This window comes from Ktedonobacteraceae bacterium, from assembly GCA_035653615.1.
Taxonomy (GTDB): domain Bacteria; phylum Chloroflexota; class Ktedonobacteria; order Ktedonobacterales; family Ktedonobacteraceae; genus DASRBN01.
In genome coordinates, this window is record DASRBN010000027.1 from 126,014 (window position 1) to 143,194 (window position 17,181).

The window sequence follows — 17,181 nt, forward strand, 5'->3', positions numbered from 1 at the left end:
AATAGTATGAAAAATCGTTCACATCTCTGGTTTTCTCATGAAGAGAGAGTAAAGGTCGCCGGTGTATGAGCAACGGAATTGAACAGTATGTCCCTCCCGCCGAACACATCATGCGGGGAAGATACGAGGTGATTGTCGTGGGAGCAGGGCACGCGGGCTGTGAGGCTGCGCTGGCCTGCGCGCGTATGGGACGCAAAACGCTGCTGCTTACCATGAATCTGGATAGCATCGCCTTGATGCCCTGCAACCCCTCGATGGGCGGGCCTGCCAAGGGGCATTTGCTGAAGGAAATAGATGCTTTAGGCGGCGAGGCCGGACGTAATACCGACCGCACGTTTATACAGATCCGCCTGCTCAATACTAGCAAGGGACCGGCGGTGCAGGCCTTGCGCGCCCAATGCGATAAACAGGCCTACCGGCTTGCTATGAAATTTGCCCTCGAAAGCCAGCCCAACCTCGAATTGAAACAGGCCACCATCACGCGCCTGCTCAGCCATGTTGGAGATGATGGACGGACTGTGGTAACGGGTGTCGTCACCAGCAATGGCTGGCAATACGAGGCGGGAGCGATTATCCTGACCACCGGCACGTTTATTAATGGCCGTCTCGTTGTAGGAGAAAAGACGCAGCCCGGTGGACGAGCCGGTGAAGGCCCGGCCCTGGGCATCTCCGACTCCTTGCGTGCTATGGGACTGGAAGTGCGGCGCTTTAAGACCGGTACACCTCCGCGCATCGACGCCCGCACCATCGATTTCAGCAAAACGGAGCCACAGCCGGGAAGCCGCCTGCCGCTCTACTTTTCGCAGGATGAATCCGCGCGCCAGGATGTGCAACTGCCCGGTGGCCGTCCAAATCCCATCTATCCCGTTACCGATGAAGACCTGTATGGATGGCGACCGCAATTGCCTTGCTACCTCGTTCATACCAACGAACGGACGCACCAGGTCATTCGCGATAATTTGCATCGTTCGCCGTTGTATACCGGCATCATAGAGGGAATTGGCCCGCGCTATTGCCCCTCCATCGAGGATAAAATCGTGCGCTTCGCCGATAAGAGCCGCCATCAGATTTTCCTGGAGCCAGAAGGCTGGCGTACCGGCGAAGTCTACGTGCAGGGAATGAATACCAGCCTGCCGGAAGACGTACAGCTCGCCATGATGCGCAGTATCCCGGCCCTCGAACATGTCGAGATGATGCGCGTTGGCTATGCCGTCGAGTACGATTATGTGCCGCCCGACCAGCTCTTCCCCACCCTGGAAACCAAACCCGTCGCCGGTCTTTTCCTTGCCGGCCAGATCAATGGCACCTCCGGCTACGAGGAAGCCGCGGCGCAGGGAATTATGGCCGGTATCAACGCGGCCCTGCGCGTGCGCGGCGAAGCGCCTTTTGTACTGGGCCGTCACGAAGCCTACATCGGCGTGCTGATCGATGATCTGGTGACGCGACCCATGAGCGAACCATATCGCCTGCATACCTCGCGTGCCGAATATCGCCTCCTGCTGCGCCCAGATAGCGCGGACCTCCGCCTGAGCGACTACGCCTATCACTATGGCCTGATCGATGAGGCTCGTTATGCGAAAGTGATACAGAAGCGTGAGAGCATCGCTCGCACACTGGAGCGCCTCCCGGCGGTCGTTTTCACCTCTTCACGAGCAACCGAGGCGTATGCGCAGCAGGTTGGCATCGCCCCGCTCGGTCAGATGCTTTCGGCCCGTGATTTGCTGCGCCGGCCTGAGGTCAGCTATACGCAGGTAGCGCAACTGGCGCAGCTTGTAACAGGCGATTCCGGGCAAGAATTGCTGCCTGGACTACCCGAAGTGGCCGCACAAGAAGTCGAATTGCAGATCAAGTACGAAAGCTACGTGCGCAAGCAGGAACAGATCGTGCATCGCGCTCGTCGCCTGGAAGAGCATCTCATACCCGAAACCATCGATTATGAAGCCGTCTCGCATTTGCGCACGCAGGCTCGCCAGAAACTCACACGAACTCGCCCGCGTACCATCGGCCAGGCATCGCGCGTCGAAGGGGTCACCCCTGCGGATATCGCCATTCTGATGGTCTATCTCGAAAAGATGCGCTCCACAGAATTATCCGGCGCTCAATCGTCCGGAAAGGGAATAGCCGCAATGGAGACTTGACAATCTCATGTATATATGTGTAACATATCCCACGGTATCAGAACGCACTTGCTCGCGTTCCTGTAGGGACAGCGGCTTGTCCCTGTCCTGGCTCGCAAATAGAACCGGCATCGCGCATTTTCCCCCCAATGCCGTGCCAGAGTACAGCGAAAGTTTAATCATCGCTCGCATAGCGTAATAGCTGTGGCGCTATCCAGGTTGTGAAGCTATTCATTGTATGGATGCATGTGATAGAACAACCGGCAAGTAATGATAGATGACATGTAGTGGTGCCCCTTGTGGGTGCCAGGTTCAGTCGCAGAAATCCTGTAGGGGCAGTGCCTGATGCCTGTCCTGACTCAAGAGGGGGAAAAACGTGTATATTCTTGTCGTAGATGATGACCGTTTCGCAAACACGCTCGTTCAATTCGTACTCAGCAAGGAAGGCTATGAAGTCGAAACCACCGACAACCCACGTGGCGCCTTGCAGATGATTCAGAAGCGCGAACCCGACCTGCTCATTCTTGATGTCATGATGCCCTATATCAACGGCTTTGAATTTTCCAAAACACTGCGCGCTCAGGGATATGAGATCCCCCTCATCTTCATGACTGCGCAGGATGGCATCGAAGCGAAATTGCAGGGATTTAATATCGGCGCCGATGATTACATTTGCAAACCCTACAATCACCAGGAACTCGTTGCTCGCGTGCAGGCCGTCATGCGGCGTATCAAAAAGCAGAGCAAATTGAACGTAACCAGCCTGCGGAGTGGCCGCATCGAGCTCTTTCCCGCGGAACTCAAAGTCGTTTTATCCGATGGCACATCCGTCTTGCTCACTCCTACCGAGATGCATGTCTTACGTTCGCTTATGGCATCCACCGGTCAGGTTGTGCATCGCGACCAGCTGCTATCTGAAGTCTGGAACGACAATGAAAGCAACAGCAATATCGTAGACGTGTATATTCGTCGCCTACGTATGAAACTCGAAAACGATGCCGAAAACCCGCAGTACATTGTCTCAGTACGCGGGCTTGGCTACAAGTTCCAGGCCAAATGAGGGCCGGTATTTGAAAATATATCTTCACAGGTGGAAAGAGGAAACAGCAGGTGAATCGTCAATATCTGGAGGCCCTATTTATCAACTCACCTAACGCAGTTGTTGCTATTGATCAGCACTTTCAAACGCTCGACTACAATCCTGCCGCCAGTAGCACCTTTGGATGGGAAGGCGCAAATATCCGCGGTCGTCTCTGTTCCGATGTTCTGAAGTGCCAAAATCTCAACGGCATGGTTCTTTGTGGCACCTCCAGTTGTCCATTGCAGCGCGTAATGCAGAGTCAGAAAGCGCTCGCCAACGAATCGCTGCTGATCGGTACAATCTCCGACCACACGCATGAATATTCCATCAGCGTCACACCGGTCAATGTGGATCAGGACGACGATGATAGCGATAACTCAGGTGTTGTCTTCAGTGCTCGTGATATGTCCGCTGTTCGTATCGCCAACCAGCTGCGTGCCAACTTCGTCTCCATGGTTTCGCACGAACTGCGCACCCCCTTGAACTCGGTGCATGGCTTCATCGACCTGCTTTTGCAAGGACATATCGGCCCCCTTACCGCTGAGCAACAGACCTACCTCGGCTATGCCCAGGAAGGCGTCCAGCAACTCATTTCCATCGTCGAAGACATACTCTTCCTGACACGTTCGGACTCAGGGCAATTTGAAATTCGACCGGAGCAGGTCAACCTGCGCGTCCTGGCACGGCAGGTCATCAACAGTTTGCAGCCGCAGGCCATCAAAGCCGCCGTCATCCTCAACAAAGACATTCCCGCGCCATCACCCATTCTCTACGTCGATCCCCAGCGTATGAAACAGGTTCTCAACAACCTTGTCACCAACGCCATCAAATTTACACCGCCGGGGGGAACCGTCACCATTCGCGCTCGCCCTTACAACGAACACTTCCATATGATCTCCGTTGAAGACACCGGCTATGGCATTTCCGTCGAAGACCAGCCGCATATCTTCGAGCGTTTTTACCAGGCCAATCATCACCTGCAATCGAAGATGGGGGGCTACGGCCTTGGCCTCTCCATCGCCAAATTGATCGTCGAACAACATGGTGGGCACATCGGCTTCGATACCGTACACGAAAAAGGTACCACCTTCTACTTTACCGCGCCCTTGTATGTAGAAGCATCTTCGCCTGTACCATAGGAACCTTGATCCAGTAAGGGCCGGGGTGGAGCAAGCTCCCCTCCCCTACTGCTCTACGCGCTCATTCCCACAATCGTTCCTGTTCCACAGCCTCCGGCTCGCGCCACGCGTTATCTTTCGATAGCTTATCCGCCTGGCGTGTCGGCTCAGGCAGGCGATAGCCCTTATCACAGGCCATCACGTAACGAATGCTCGTCTCAAGACTGATGCGATGCCCCAGCGAGATAAACATCGGATTCACGCCCTTGCGCGTGCGCAGCGCCGCTCCAAGCACCTCATGCTTACGCCTGTCAACCAGCGGAACCCAGGAGCCAGGCTCGTTGCCCAGCGCCTCTTTATCGAAATCTCCGCGCAATATTGACTTCGCGCACCCAATCGTCGGCAAATCCAGCCACAGCCCCAGGTGCGATGCGATCCCCAGCCGCCGTGGATGCGCGATGCCCTGACCATCCACCATCACCAGTTGCGGGCGCTGTTTCAGCTTGCCAAAAGCTCCCAGGATACACGGAATCTCACGAAACGACAGCAGACCGGGGATATAGGGCATGCGCACCGGCTCTTCATACACATGCCGCTCCACTATCTCCAATTCTGGAAAAGAGAGCAGCACTACCGCAGCGCGCGCCATCTCGCTCTCCTCGTTAATCGCCATATCCACTCCAGCGATGAAGCGCATCGGCTCCTCGATGCGATCCTCGCGTATCACGCGCGCCGCCAGTTCGCGCTGCAAGGCCACCGCCTCGGACGGCTCTATCACCCATGCATGTAAAGGTTGTATCGACATACGAATATCACCGTGCTTCTGTTAAAAAAATCATCCGCGGGCTGTTCATTTCGAACGATCCCAGGTGAAAATCACCGTAGACCTCTTTCACCGCGAAACCCGCCTGCTCCAGCAACAGTTCCATCTCACCGCGCTCAAAAAGATATAGCTGCGTCTTGCTGATCGTCCGCCGCATAACTCCGCCCTGCTCATGCACATCGTAAAAATGCGTCAATTCTAACAGGTGCTGCCGGTTAGACGAAGCGGGGCTGACAAAGTGTGATACGAAGGCGCCATCCTCGCGCTGCCATGTCCCCTGGTGCAGCACCTGCCCGCTCAGATTCTCCATATAGCGGGCATCCGCGTTGCTGATATCCAGGATGAACTGCCCGCCTTTTACCAGCGCATCGCGAATGCCGCGCAGTGCCTGCTGCTGCTGCTTGCGAGTGACCAGGTGCGCAAACGACCCTAGCGCCACAAAAGCCATATGAAACTGCTGCTTCAAGCGCAAGTCGCACATATCCTGTTGCACCAGCGTGCAGTGGCTCATCATCCCTGCCTGCTGCAGCCTCTGTTCCGCCAGGCCCAGCATCTGTGCCGAACTATCCACACCCGTCATCTCGTATCCTGCCTCCGCCAGCGGCAGCAATAACCGCCCGCTGCCACAAGCCAGCTCCAGTATTGTTCCAGCGCTTAGCCCGGCATAATTCAGGTACATATCGATATCTTCATCGAAGTGCGCGTGCTCGATATCGTAAAAAGCCGCTATCTCATCGTAGTCACTCATGCCCATCGTCGCGCATTCTAGATCTCGTCATACGAGCTGATCTTCCACCCGTCGCTTGTGAATGTGAACTTGAGATGAACCGTATAGGTCGAACCTTGACTACGAGTCACCGTCACTGTAATGCTATTTGGATCATTTGAGTCGGCAGCCACAGAGAAATTCGTCACCTGGCCCAGGCTTGCATCCCTGGATGTTGCCGCCTGCGTATACAAATCCTGCGTCAGCGGCTGCCCGTTCGATGCCACCAGGTTGCTGTCCAGGTATGAATACGCCGTCGTGTAGTCCTGCGCCTGGATGGCGGCATAATATGCTTGAGCGGTTACCTGTGCTCCCTCTGCGCTTACTGCCGTAGCGGTTTGGTCAACCGAAGTGGTGACAGTATTCACGGTATTTTGCACCCCTTTGCCGATCAGGCCAAAAACAAGCGCGCAGCCTCCACAGGCAAGCAGCAGGATTCCCGCGATAATCCCCAGCACAATCCATAGCGTGCGATTCGACTTCTTCGGCTGCGGTTGCGCGTAACCAGGAACCTGCGGCGGGACATATGGCGGAGTGCCATATTGCGTGGCCGCGTATGGCTGTGGCTGCTCATAGGGCGGCTGCTGGTAAGGTGGCTGTTGATAGGGCGGTTGCCCGTATGGATAAGGGGATTGAGGTTGCTCATATGGGTTCTGGTAATCAGGTGGTTGCCCATATGGATTGGGGGATTGAGGTTGACCTGGATCATTATACATAGGAAATAAAGACCTCCTAATTTGTTCGTAAATCAGCTTTCTGTTGTTCGAAATCTCGCGTCAACAGTATAGCGTTGCCTGAGCTGATTGGCAAGCCATGAAAAAGACCCTCTCCCATGGCTTTGCCGTAGGACAGCGCCTTGGGCCTGTCCGCCCCGGAGTTCTAAATTGCCCATACTTTCATGTTGCTGAACTCCACCTCTGTTGGGTCTGAGAGGTCGTATGCGTACATCCCTATCTCGCCTGACTGGAAACTTGCATCTGATTTAATCACAAGCGACTGCCCATTAGCATAGAGATACAAAAGGTCTTTGATTGCGATCACCGTCAGCGTGTAGGTTTGATGAAGCTGAACAGGTAAAGGGCTTGGATTTGAGATCGGGCGGCTCTGGCCTGCTGCTTTCCCTACCAGCAAATTGTAATGCTGCTGCGCGATATCCAGCGAGAAACGATAAAAATCGCTCAGCGAGTTATTAGCGCGGAAGAGAATCCCGCCGGCATCTCCCGAAATAATCTGCATCTGCACCTGGTAGGCAAAATTACTGAAAGACGTAAAATGCTCAAGGCAGTTTGTATAACTGTATTGCGTCGAAATAGACACAACATAGCTGCCATTTTGGAAAGCACATCCGCCGGTATCGTCCCAACGATATATATCCTGCTTGCTCAAGGAATCTGCCAGCGTGGGAGAACGCCTCGTTATGTATGAAAAGAGTTGAACCGGGTCGGTGGGCAGGACAGTGGGAGTGGGTGTGACGGCACGCCTTGCGCCTGTTTGACCGCGCGCGATAACCATACCACTGAAAATCAGCAGGAAAATCAGTATCAATGCCAGAGCAGCCGCCAGGCCGCGCCTGCCCGTCAAAATCGAAAGCGCCGGGAAAGTACGAATGGCCGAACTCTTCCTGCGCCTCTCGCGTAGTAGTGCCGTCAAGGGCTGCCTCGTCTCTTTTGGCAGGACAGCCGGTGGTGGCGCCTGTAATCGCACCAGGTTGAGCGTCAGAGCGATTGCGGCCAGCGCCCTTGCGTAGTCCTCGCTGGCATCGAATACACGCGCGGCAGACCATGCCGGAGATAGAGCCTCAAGCGGCAATGGCGCCGGCAACACCGCCAGCACCCCTCGCAGGCGCTGCTGCCCTGCCAGCTTCAGCGCCACCTCCACTTCTCGTTGCACCTGCCTGGACTGTAAGGCATCCGGCGTCAGAATCACAAGCATCCACTGGCAGCGCGAAACCTGCTCATAAAGGTACGGATCGGGTAGAGTGGGAGGAAAACGTGAGCTGTCAGCTACAATTTCGGCTCCCCGCGCCTTCAGGTCCCTCATGCATTGTGTCGCAAACAGGTAATCAGGATGCATTCTATTCGCGGCGTAATAGCTGACGAAAATACCAGGACCCCCCATCTTGTATCTCCTCCCTCGAAAAGTTTCAACATATGATTGCACTTCCTTAAATGGCATCAGTAGTATAACAGATTTGCAGGTTTCAGCACAGCAGGTGTACCTCTTGCGCTCATGCTTATCCACTGGTACAATGGGCCGGAAAAAACCATCCAGGCTTTCTTTCATTGGAAGAAGAATGCTCATGTATACGCAACCCGCCACAGCGCACGCGCCAGCCCTCATCACCTACCTGGTAGATGCCGGCGCTTCAATGAGTGATCTGGCCGGCACAACAACAAAAATGGATATCGTCAATGCAACTCTCTACAAAGCCTTGCAGATCATGGCTCAGCGATCCATGCGCGAAACCCTCGTCTTGCCGCGTTACCGCGTCGCCATTTTTGCCTATAATAGCGTTGCTGTCGTCGACGTACTGGATGGCATGCGCAACCTTCCTGACGTCATCGAAGCTGGAAGGCCCATCATCATCCCTGGCAGCGAAAAAACAGATATGGCAAGAGGTTTTACCGTGGTAGAGAAATTTTTACAGGCAAACATGCTCGCATTCCAAAATAGTCCTCCACCGCTTGTCTGTCATATCACAGATACTGCCCCCTCACAACAAGAATGTTCCACCGTCATGCCTATCGTGCGGCGCATTCAGGCCATGCAGGTTGACGATGGCCCTCTCCTGGTAGAAAATATCTACCTGGCGGATGATGCGTTGCGGCCCGCGGTCCAGGATTGGCGGCAGTGGGGAGGCGTATTGAAAGAAAAACAACTCGCCAGCAACGGCGCAAAATTGCTCTATCGCCTCTCATCATTTCTGCCGGCCACCTATCGCCAGAACATCAACCAGTATGGCTATGCCCTGCAAGCGGGCGCGGCGCATTTCTTCCCCGGACTGCATCCTGACCTCGTCGCGCTGGCATGTATGGCTTCGGTTGTCGTCCCCATCAAATAAGAAAAGGAATTGCTACAGTGTTGAGTTTTCAACCCGCGCCGGGAATGCCGCTACGTATCGCATCAACGCGCTATGAATGTACCGCGCACCCACTCTTTGCTCACAGCGCCTTCATCATCGAGGGCAGCGAATCGTTCGTCTATCAACTGCGCGACCCGGCACGCAACACCCTCCATGCCCTCAAAGTCCTCAAGCCCTCCTATCGCGGTGAGTATATCGCCCGTCGTGCCATCGACCTGCGCCCTCACCACAATCAACCCGGCCTGCTCCTCTGCAATCGCATCTGCCTCACCACAGAAACAGCTCCTGACGCAATCAGCGTATTTCCCGACCTCCAGTATGCCATCTTCATGCCCTGGGTGGACGCGAGAAGCTGGTCTGGACTCATGCAGAACAAGGCCGCATCGGCAGCCTACCGCCCCGCAAACGCTCGCACCCTCGCGCTCCAAACCGCTCGCGTCCTGCGCTACCTGGAAGCGCATCACCTCGCGCATACAGATATCGCGGGCAGCAATATTTTCCTCGCGCCCGGCCTCAACCAGGTCCAACTGCTTGATCTTGAAGGGATGTATTACGAAGGCGCCATCCCCCCGGCGCTGCCCAGCCGCGGTTCTCCAGGTTACCGGCATCCACGCTTGCCGGGCAACGGGCAGTATTGCCTTGCCGGCGACCGCTTTGCCGGAGCCATACTCCTGACCGAAATGCTCACCTGGTGCGATCCCGTTGTGCGCGCATTGATCGCAGACCAGAGCGAATCCCTCTTTCAACCCCAGCAACTGCAAACAATCGACAACCCTCTCTGGCAGGCAGTGCGTACCTCATTGTCCGCAATTGATGCCTCGCTCCTTGCCCTCTTCGACCAGGCGTGGGCCTCATCCCAACTGAGCGATTGCCCCGAATTTACGCGCTGGAACCAACACCTTGAGCGCATAGCCGCAGCCCCCATCACACGGTAATATTTCACACAATGGTAGGAATCTTGTCCAAAACGTTGACTTTTTGACAGTTGATCGAGTAAAATCACAATTGTTCAATCCTTCGTGGAGGGGGATTCTTTGCTAGTGAAAAAGCCCTATGCCGAATAATCGGCGCCTCACATTTCTAGCAAATTGATTTTTAGTTCGTACAGTACCAATGAAAGGCAGGAATCTCATGTCAGGTCGCATTATGGTAACCCCCGAGGAACTGCAACAGGCTTCCTCCCAGTTTAATGCCAAAGCCGCCGAACTTGAACAGATGTTGCAATCTGTTCAGTCTCAGATCGAATCGCTGCGTTCAACATGGCAGGGCCAGGCCGCGGCTAATTTTGATGCTCTTATGGCCCAGTGGACGCAGGATGTGCAGGGCATTAACCAGGTTCTGAGCCAGGTCAGCCAGCATTTGAATCAGGCTTCTCACGCCTATTCCGATACCGATACCAGCATTGCGCGTGGTTTCCAGGCCTGATTATTCTTGATCAGGTATGCAAACGCTGCTCGTTACAATTATCGGACCTCGCCGTACTATTGATCTGGAGATGCCGGGGGAAGTTCCGATCAGGGAATTGATACCGATCATTCTTGCTCTATGTGGGCCAACAGCTGTTTCTGGTCCACATAGCGACCCCTCGGTCTGGGGGCTTGGAGTAGTCGACGCGGATAGACCCCTGCCATCGTCCAGTTCTTTAAGTGCCGAGAAACTTGTCAATGGTACCATCTTGCAGCTGCAAGAGCTGTCAGCATGGAGCGCTAACCGGCGTGTACACAAAAAAGCGTTCATGCCCAGGACCATTACTCCTACACCGGCAACCGGCGGCATTGGAGTAAGATGGAGCAAAGACGGCCTCCTCAATGGAAGCGGATAGAAAGAGCGAATCTCAATGCAGGGCACAACATTTTACCGGCTTGCCAGAGAATATCCTCCCCGCCTGCCCGACCATGAGATACTCATCAGCCCGCCGCCTGTATTCCAGGCTCCTCAATCAAATGGTGCGGCCTGGCTGCAATCGCTTATTCCTCTCGTTATTGGCAGCCTGGGCTCGCTTGTCCTCTTTGTCGTCTCTCGTGATAATCCCGTCATCATCTATGCCATGATCGGCGTCCTGCTGCTCTCCGCCGGCCTCACCGTTGGCATGCGCCTATGGATGCAGGTCTCGGTGAAAAAACAGCAGCGCGCCCAGTACCAGGCCTATCGCGAATCCCTCGCCTTGCAAGCCGCCGAACTGCGTACCATTGCCGCGAAGCAACGCCAGGTCAGCCGCCAGCTGTATCCCGATCCAGAGCAAATTGTAGAGATCGTCGACCAGCGCATCAGTTTATGGGAACGCCGCGCTGAGGATGCCGACTTTCTCGATGTACGCATCGGCACCGCCTGTGTTCCCCTCTGCTGTCCTGTGCATCTCAATCTGGGGAGTGATCCTATGGGAGCGCACATGGCTAGAAAAAATTTCGATCCCGATTTGCTTGCGGAAGCAGAACGGCTCGTCAGTACCTATAAAGAACTGGGAAACGAACCGTTTGTCGTATCACTGCGCACCGCCGGCACCCTCTCTATTACCGGCCCCTCTACAGCCACTCGCTCTCTTACACGCGCCATCCTCTGCCAGCTTTCCGCGTTCCAGGCCCCGGAAGATGTCTCCATCATGACCTATGCTCCCGCAGAGGCCCTACAGCACTGGAGCTGGCTCAAGTGGCTACCACATGCCCGCCGCCTCCGGCAGGTCAAGATCGACAAACAGCGGGCATCCGAACCCCTCTACCTGCTTGCCTCAACGCTTGATGAGTATCGCGACCTTCTTAACACCCAGATACTTCCCGAGCTGGCACGCCGCCGTGAAACTCCAGAGGAGAAGCAGCAGGGAGCCGAACAACAGGTCGTCAAACCGCACTTTATTCTCATCTTCGATGGCTTCACGCCGCGTCTGCTTGCCCAGATTCCCGAACTTGATGATCTATTTCGCAACGCCGCCAGGCTCGCCGTTACCATCATCTGTCTTGTTGACGGTCATGCCACCGAGCCATTCACACGCCAGGCGCGCATCTCCATCTCGCCAGATCGCAAGCTCACATTCGAGCAAACCATGTATGGCGGGAAAAGGGTAGAGCATATTCAGGCCGACGGGTGCAGCGTGCAAATCTGCGAACGCATCGCCCGCGCTCAGGCCCCGCTCACCCTTGCCGATAAAGGCAATGTCCTCGACCTTTCACAGGATGTGCGCCTGCTTGACCTCCTGCACATACGCGCTCTGGATGATATCCAGGTGCCTGCCGTCTGGAAGCCGCGCGCCAGGAAAGAGGTTCTCAATATTCCCATCGGTTCTCGTGCCAATGGTGAGCCGCTTTACCTCGACCTGAAGGAAAGCGCCGAGAAAGGCATGGGCCCGCATGGCCTGATTATCGGCACCACTGGCTCCGGCAAAAGCGAACTGCTGCGCACCATCGTCACCAGCCTGGCCCTCACCCATGATCCCGAAACCGTCAACCTGGTACTCGTCGATTTCAAAGGCGGTGCCTCCTTTGCCGAACTCGCCGCCCTCCCTCACGTCGCGGGCGTCATCACCAACCTGCAAAATGACCTCCGGCTCATTGATCGCATCTACGCCTCCCTCCAGGGTGAGTATACTCGTCGCCAGCGTGTCCTGCACGAAGCTGGCAAGCTGGACAACATACGCGAGTATCACATCAGGCGCCAATCGCATCCCGAAATGTTGCCTCTTCCCCATCTCATCATCATCGTCGATGAGTTCGCCCAGTTGATCAGCAATCGCCCCGAATTCCTCGATCTCTTCATCTCAATCGGCCAGGTTGGGCGCAGTCTCGGCATGCACTTGCTGCTCGCAACCCAGCGCCTCGAAGAGGGCCGTCTCAAGGGACTCGAAAGCTACCTGCACTATCGTATCTGCCTGCGCACATTCAACAAAGCCGAAAGTACCACCGTCATCGGCAACTCCAACGCCTATTACCTCCCTTCTATTCCTGGCGTTGGCTACATCAAGACCGGGTCAACAGACAGCGAGCTTTTCAAAACCGCCCTGATCTCTTCACCCTACCTGCCTGAAAAGAAGCATCGTTCGCCCGCAGCCTTTATTCGTGAATTTACCTCTACCGGCCAGCTCGTTCCCCTCTCCATCTTGTATGGACTCTCCACCGGGTCTTTTATCACCAGCAAAGATGGAGTCGATACGCTTTCAACCGAAATGGATATCGTCATCAGACGCCTGGCTCAGGGCGCAGCCGCGGCCCGTTTGCCGCGCGTCTATCAGGTATGGCTTCCTCCTTTGCCGCCAAACCTGCGCCTCGAAGCAGTGCTCGACCGTGCCAGGCTTTATACGGCACAGGGGACAGATAATAACGGCCATACGCAGTATATTCCTCTGGATGGAGGCGCGTGGCGAAGAGAGCCGCCTTTTGGTATGCTCAGCACCCCTGTAGGACTGCTGGATAAGCCGCGCGAGCAGGAACAGGTTCCCTTATTGCTTGACTTCTCAGGCTCTGGTGGTCATCTCGCCATTATTGGCGCTCCTCAATCGGGCAAAAGCACGCTCTTGCGCACCATTATCGCCTCGTTCATGGTCACGCATACGCCGCGTGCTGTCCAATTCTATTGTATCGACCTTGGCGGAGGCTCCCTGCGTATCTTCCAGAATACGCCGCATGTCGGTGATATTTGCAGTGACCCCCGCCACGAGGGAGAGAAGATACGCCGCATGGTTCGCCAGATGCGCAAGATCATCGAAGACCGCGCCTTCCAGTTTCGTGAGTGGCGCGTGGATACTATCAATATGTACCGCTTGCGCCGCCAGGAGGGTGAATTTGCCACCGAGCCATTTGGTGATGTCTTTCTGGTCATCGACAACCTCGGTCAACTCCAACGTGACTTCGAGCAGCTGGACCCTGATATCACCGAGATCATCGCCAACGGCCTCAATTACGGCGTGCATGTCATCCTGGCCACCAATCGCCGTGCCGAGATTCGCCCTAAAGTCTCCGATAACATCGGTACCTATATGGAACTCTACATCAATGATCCCGGTGAGTCCCTTTTCGGCAAGGCCCTGGCTGCCTCCATACCCCCTGGCGTTCCTGGCCGGGGCCTCTTCAAGGATGCGTTGCAGGAGAAGCTCCAGTTCCAGGCCGCGCTGCCCTGGATCAACAGCCGCAATGGCACGATGCAAGACAGCCTGGAGGCGCTTGTCCGGCGGGTGAGCAGGGCATGGACCGGTAAATTCGCCCCGCCTGTCCGTTTGCTCCCGGCCAGTGTCGGATGGCAGGATATTCCGTCCGTCTCCTCCTGGCATTCGGGCGTGCCGGTGGGACTCGATGAATTCCGTCTCGATCCCGTCTACATCGATCTCATGTCCGGCGACCCCCATTTCCTCATCTATGGGGATACGGAATGCGGCAAAACCACTTTCCTGCGTACCTGGATGGTAGGCCTCAAAAAACGCTATAGCTCTCAGGAGGCGCAGTTCGTCATCGTCGATTACCGCAAAAATCTGCTCGATCTCGCCGAGGGTGACTACCTCTTCGCCTACACCTGCACGCAGCAGATGGTGAAGGATGCTGTCGATAAACTGAAAAAAGAACTTGAAAAGCGCGTCCCGTCGGGTGGAGCGCTCTCACTCGAGCAATTGCGCAAGCCGCAGAAATGGACAGGGCCGCATTACTTCGTCTTTGTTGATGATTATGAATCGGTCGTTGGCGCCACAGGCAGTCCATTGGCCCCATTGCTCGATATGCTGCTCAATGGGCATGATCTTGGATTGCACCTGATCATTGCGCGGCGCGTTGGAGGCGCCAGTCGCGCGGCTTTTGAGTCTATCCTGCAGCGCTTGAGAGAAATGAGCAGCCCCGGTTTGATTATGAGCGGTGACCCACAGGAGGGTGCCTTGATTGGCACTCAACGTGCCAGCGTACAACCTCCGGGCCGCGGCTATTATATCCGGCGCAACCAGCCCCCAACGTTGATACAGGGAATTTTGACCGCGCCGGAACTCATGCAAGTGAATTAGGAGGGAAAACACAATGTCTGTCGAAGGAACCCATATTGATATTACCCCCGCGCACCTGCGCGATACCGCATCCCTTTTCTATAAGGCCTCGCAAGATACATTTCTTCTGCTGGAGGACCTCAATAGGACCGCGCAACAACTCATCGATGATATGTATACCGAACTGCACCAGTCACCCGGTGCTCTCCAGGTGCTTTGCAGCCGCTGGCGTGAGGCCACTCTCAGCCTCAGCAACGCGCTTGAACTGGTAGCGAAGAATCTCACTGTGGCCGCCGACAATTTCGAGGCAACGGACCGCACCGTTATGCCGTAGGGAAGCAGAGGAGAAAAACATGGCAGACAGCGCAAAATTGGCATATATAGCAGGTGAACTGCAATCCAGGGCTGGCACCTTCACCAACGCCGCCGAGTCCTTGCGACAGCAGGCCACTCGGCTCAACTGGGCCTCGCAGGGGCTTACAAATGGCTCCTGGGCCGGGCAAGGCAGCCAGGCTTTTCAGAACGCCTGGAACCTCTACCACCGCGACACCACCCGGGCTGCCGACGCCCTTGATAGCACCGCTCAAACCCTTACCACCTTAGCCGGTCGTCTCAATGCACAGGTGCAGGCCCTGTACCATGCTCAGGAACTCGCGGCAATCGGTATGGGCGCGGCAGCCGCCATCGCTACCGCTGCGGCGGAAGTAGCGATCTTCAGCGCCGACTTTGAAATAGGCTCCATACTTGATGCCATCACCGGCGGCATACAGGTAAGCAACGAGCTGCTTACTTTGCTCGAAAATCCGGGAGTGCAGTCGGGTATCAACGACTTCCTTTCCTCGTGGGAATATGATCCCGGCGAGGGAAAGGTCGGCTTTAGTGCCGATGGCTCCATCTGGCAACCGGTAGAAGATAAGAGCGCTGGAAATTTTGATGGCGTTCCCACCAGTAACGACTTATCAGTCAAGGTCGGCTATAGCAAACTTGATCTGGGCATAGAGCCAGGAGATAATGGAGAGACAGACGTAGCTTTCGGCGGTGAGCTCGCGCTGTTGAACATCTCCGATGAAGCCCGTCTTGGCAATGAAAACCTCGGCTTAACCGGCAGCTCAGAAACGGAGGCGCTGGGCGTTGATGGTGAACTCGGCTGGCACGATAACTCTCTGGGCGCGACAATCGGGGGAACCTGGATCTCCGAAACGGGTAGCGTTGGAGCGAATATTGGCGGTATAAATGTAGGAGTGAATGGTACCATTGGCCTGAAAGCAGAGCTTGGATTCGAGATAGGCGAACATACAGAAATCAAATTACCTTTCATCTCGTTCGGTTTCTCAATTGGTAAGGCTCTGTAACCACCCTGTAGGGACAGCGCCTTGTGCCTGTCCTATCCAACTTGCGCCATCCTTCTATTGGAGAGAAAAGGTACTCAAATGAACGAACTATTCCTGAATCAAGCCGAATTACTTGCCGCGTTGGATGCCGTCTCCGCGCGGGCGCTGGTCAGCATCAGCCGGGAGAAGCTGTTTCCCACGGATATAGATGAACGCAGGACTGTCCTCGAACGAGGAACAGAGTCCCTGAAGCAGCGCGGGATGCTCCGCGTCGATACAGATAACAAGGCTGTGCTGGACGCGCAACTCGCCACCATCATCAGCACCATGGCATTTCCGCGTATAGCTATCGCCGTTGTCACGAATGATCAGCAGGCCGGTCTGAGGCTCCTCTGGTTCTATCAGGCCAGAGACCATATCATTGAACACGGCCTCACCCGCCAGAGACAACATCACATCACCGAAGTACCGGATGTGAGCGCTCTGATTGCGCGCATCCAGGCATTTCTTGCCGTAAAGCCTGCCTCGAACGTCGTTTCCGGAGCGGGGCCAGAGGCAAGCCTGGAGATGGAGCAGGAAGTATTCTTTACCGTGAAGCGACTCGCCGAGCAACACGAGCTTGAACGCGCAAAAGAGCTATTGCTTAACTGCGGGTTTGCTGCCGGCGACGCAAATGCGCTATTACAAGTACTCGAGCAGCCGCTGGCGGCGGGCAACATCGCTATTTTGCGCTGCGCTCCTGAGAGCGAAACCATCGTTGACGGGCGCAATCTTGCCCTGTTGCAAGATGGACGCGCCGCCTGGTCCGCGCGGCAAAAAGTGCCAGGGGAGCCGGTGCTGGTAGTGGAAACAACCGCCGCAACAGCCATCAAAGAACAATTACGCGCGTACCTGGAAGAATTAGCTCAGGTGTAAA

General features: G+C 55.5%; 15 protein-coding genes. 11 read left to right on the forward strand and 4 right to left on the reverse strand.

Translation table 11 applies throughout. The features are described 5' to 3' along the window. Positions 1-65 precede the first annotated feature (65 nt). The 3 genes from mnmG to VFA09_14640 all read left to right on the forward strand — a co-directional run bounded on the left by mnmG (position 66) and on the right by VFA09_14640 (position 4,337). Positions 66-2,138: a tRNA uridine-5-carboxymethylaminomethyl(34) synthesis enzyme MnmG gene (gene mnmG / locus VFA09_14630; GenBank protein ID HZU68509.1), complete on the forward strand. Its 2,073-nt coding sequence runs from the start codon at positions 66-68 to the stop codon at positions 2,136-2,138. A 355-nt stretch (positions 2,139-2,493) separates the two neighbouring features. After that, positions 2,494-3,177, forward strand: a complete 684-nt coding sequence (locus VFA09_14635) for a response regulator transcription factor (protein HZU68510.1) — start codon at positions 2,494-2,496, stop codon at positions 3,175-3,177. A 50-nt stretch (positions 3,178-3,227) separates the two neighbouring features. Then, on the forward strand, positions 3,228-4,337 hold the full coding sequence (locus VFA09_14640) for an ATP-binding protein (protein HZU68511.1): 1,110 nt from the start codon (positions 3,228-3,230) through the stop codon (positions 4,335-4,337). Positions 4,338-4,398: 61 nt separating this feature from the next. On the opposite strand, the gene nfi is transcribed toward VFA09_14640, so the two are convergent. From nfi to VFA09_14660, 4 genes are all read right to left on the reverse strand, one after another. After that, positions 4,399-5,121, reverse strand: coding sequence for a deoxyribonuclease V (gene nfi / locus VFA09_14645; GenBank protein ID HZU68512.1), 723 nt, complete (start codon positions 5,119-5,121; stop codon positions 4,399-4,401). Positions 5,122-5,128: 7 nt separating this feature from the next. Then, entirely contained in the window at positions 5,129-5,887 is a 759-nt protein-coding gene (locus VFA09_14650; GenBank protein HZU68513.1) for a class I SAM-dependent methyltransferase, read from the reverse strand. 17 nt (positions 5,888-5,904) lie between these two features. After that, entirely contained in the window at positions 5,905-6,621 is a 717-nt protein-coding gene (locus VFA09_14655; GenBank protein HZU68514.1) for a hypothetical protein, read from the reverse strand. Between the two features lie 163 nt (positions 6,622-6,784). Continuing rightward, the gene (locus VFA09_14660) at positions 6,785-8,023 is read right to left on the reverse strand and encodes a toll/interleukin-1 receptor domain-containing protein (protein HZU68515.1); all 1,239 of its coding nucleotides are present in this window, start codon (positions 8,021-8,023) and stop codon (positions 6,785-6,787) included. A gap of 181 nt (positions 8,024-8,204) precedes the next feature. On the opposite strand from VFA09_14660, the gene VFA09_14665 reads away from it, so the two are divergent. The 8 genes from VFA09_14665 to VFA09_14700 all read left to right on the forward strand — a co-directional run bounded on the left by VFA09_14665 (position 8,205) and on the right by VFA09_14700 (position 17,180). Then, entirely contained in the window at positions 8,205-8,966 is a 762-nt protein-coding gene (locus VFA09_14665) for a vWA domain-containing protein (GenBank protein HZU68516.1), read from the forward strand. Between the two features lie 17 nt (positions 8,967-8,983). Further along, a complete protein-coding gene (locus VFA09_14670) occupies positions 8,984-9,922 on the forward strand; it encodes a serine/threonine-protein kinase (protein ID HZU68517.1) in 939 nt (312 codons plus the stop codon). Between the two features lie 196 nt (positions 9,923-10,118). Beyond that, the gene (locus VFA09_14675) at positions 10,119-10,412 is read left to right on the forward strand and encodes a WXG100 family type VII secretion target (GenBank protein HZU68518.1); all 294 of its coding nucleotides are present in this window, start codon (positions 10,119-10,121) and stop codon (positions 10,410-10,412) included. A 16-nt stretch (positions 10,413-10,428) separates the two neighbouring features. After that, positions 10,429-10,809 carry an EsaB/YukD family protein gene (locus VFA09_14680; GenBank protein ID HZU68519.1) on the forward strand — a complete coding sequence of 127 codons (381 nt, stop codon included), beginning with the start codon at positions 10,429-10,431 and terminating at the stop codon, positions 10,807-10,809. A 15-nt stretch (positions 10,810-10,824) separates the two neighbouring features. After that, the gene (gene eccCa / locus VFA09_14685) at positions 10,825-14,955 is read left to right on the forward strand and encodes a type VII secretion protein EccCa (protein ID HZU68520.1); all 4,131 of its coding nucleotides are present in this window, start codon (positions 10,825-10,827) and stop codon (positions 14,953-14,955) included. A gap of 13 nt (positions 14,956-14,968) precedes the next feature. Continuing rightward, positions 14,969-15,268 carry a WXG100 family type VII secretion target gene (locus tag VFA09_14690; protein ID HZU68521.1) on the forward strand — a complete coding sequence of 100 codons (300 nt, stop codon included), beginning with the start codon at positions 14,969-14,971 and terminating at the stop codon, positions 15,266-15,268. Positions 15,269-15,287: 19 nt separating this feature from the next. After that, positions 15,288-16,286, forward strand: coding sequence for a WXG100 family type VII secretion target (locus VFA09_14695; GenBank protein HZU68522.1), 999 nt, complete (start codon positions 15,288-15,290; stop codon positions 16,284-16,286). 78 nt (positions 16,287-16,364) lie between these two features. Continuing rightward, entirely contained in the window at positions 16,365-17,180 is an 816-nt protein-coding gene (locus VFA09_14700) for a hypothetical protein (protein HZU68523.1), read from the forward strand. Position 17,181: the final 1 nt, after the last annotated feature.

What these genes read in the sequence shown, in the direction of transcription:
- eccCa (HZU68520.1), top strand. Translation starts at nt 10,825, where the DNA reads ATGCAGGGCACAACATTTTACCGGCTTGCCAGAGAATATCCTCCCCGC.
- VFA09_14700 (HZU68523.1), top strand. Translation starts at nt 16,365, where the DNA reads ATGAACGAACTATTCCTGAATCAAGCCGAATTACTTGCCGCGTTGGAT.
- VFA09_14695 (HZU68522.1), top strand. Translation starts at nt 15,288, where the DNA reads ATGGCAGACAGCGCAAAATTGGCATATATAGCAGGTGAACTGCAATCC.
- VFA09_14660 (HZU68515.1), bottom strand. Translation starts at nt 8,023, where the DNA reads ATGGGGGGTCCTGGTATTTTCGTCAGCTATTACGCCGCGAATAGAATG.
- VFA09_14650 (HZU68513.1), bottom strand. Translation starts at nt 5,887, where the DNA reads ATGAGTGACTACGATGAGATAGCGGCTTTTTACGATATCGAGCACGCG.
- VFA09_14675 (HZU68518.1), top strand. Translation starts at nt 10,119, where the DNA reads ATGTCAGGTCGCATTATGGTAACCCCCGAGGAACTGCAACAGGCTTCC.
- VFA09_14655 (HZU68514.1), bottom strand. Translation starts at nt 6,621, where the DNA reads ATGTATAATGATCCAGGTCAACCTCAATCCCCCAATCCATATGGGCAA.
- mnmG (HZU68509.1), top strand. Translation starts at nt 66, where the DNA reads ATGAGCAACGGAATTGAACAGTATGTCCCTCCCGCCGAACACATCATG.
- nfi (HZU68512.1), bottom strand. Translation starts at nt 5,121, where the DNA reads ATGTCGATACAACCTTTACATGCATGGGTGATAGAGCCGTCCGAGGCG.
- VFA09_14665 (HZU68516.1), top strand. Translation starts at nt 8,205, where the DNA reads ATGTATACGCAACCCGCCACAGCGCACGCGCCAGCCCTCATCACCTAC.
- VFA09_14690 (HZU68521.1), top strand. Translation starts at nt 14,969, where the DNA reads ATGTCTGTCGAAGGAACCCATATTGATATTACCCCCGCGCACCTGCGC.
- VFA09_14680 (HZU68519.1), top strand. Translation starts at nt 10,429, where the DNA reads ATGCAAACGCTGCTCGTTACAATTATCGGACCTCGCCGTACTATTGAT.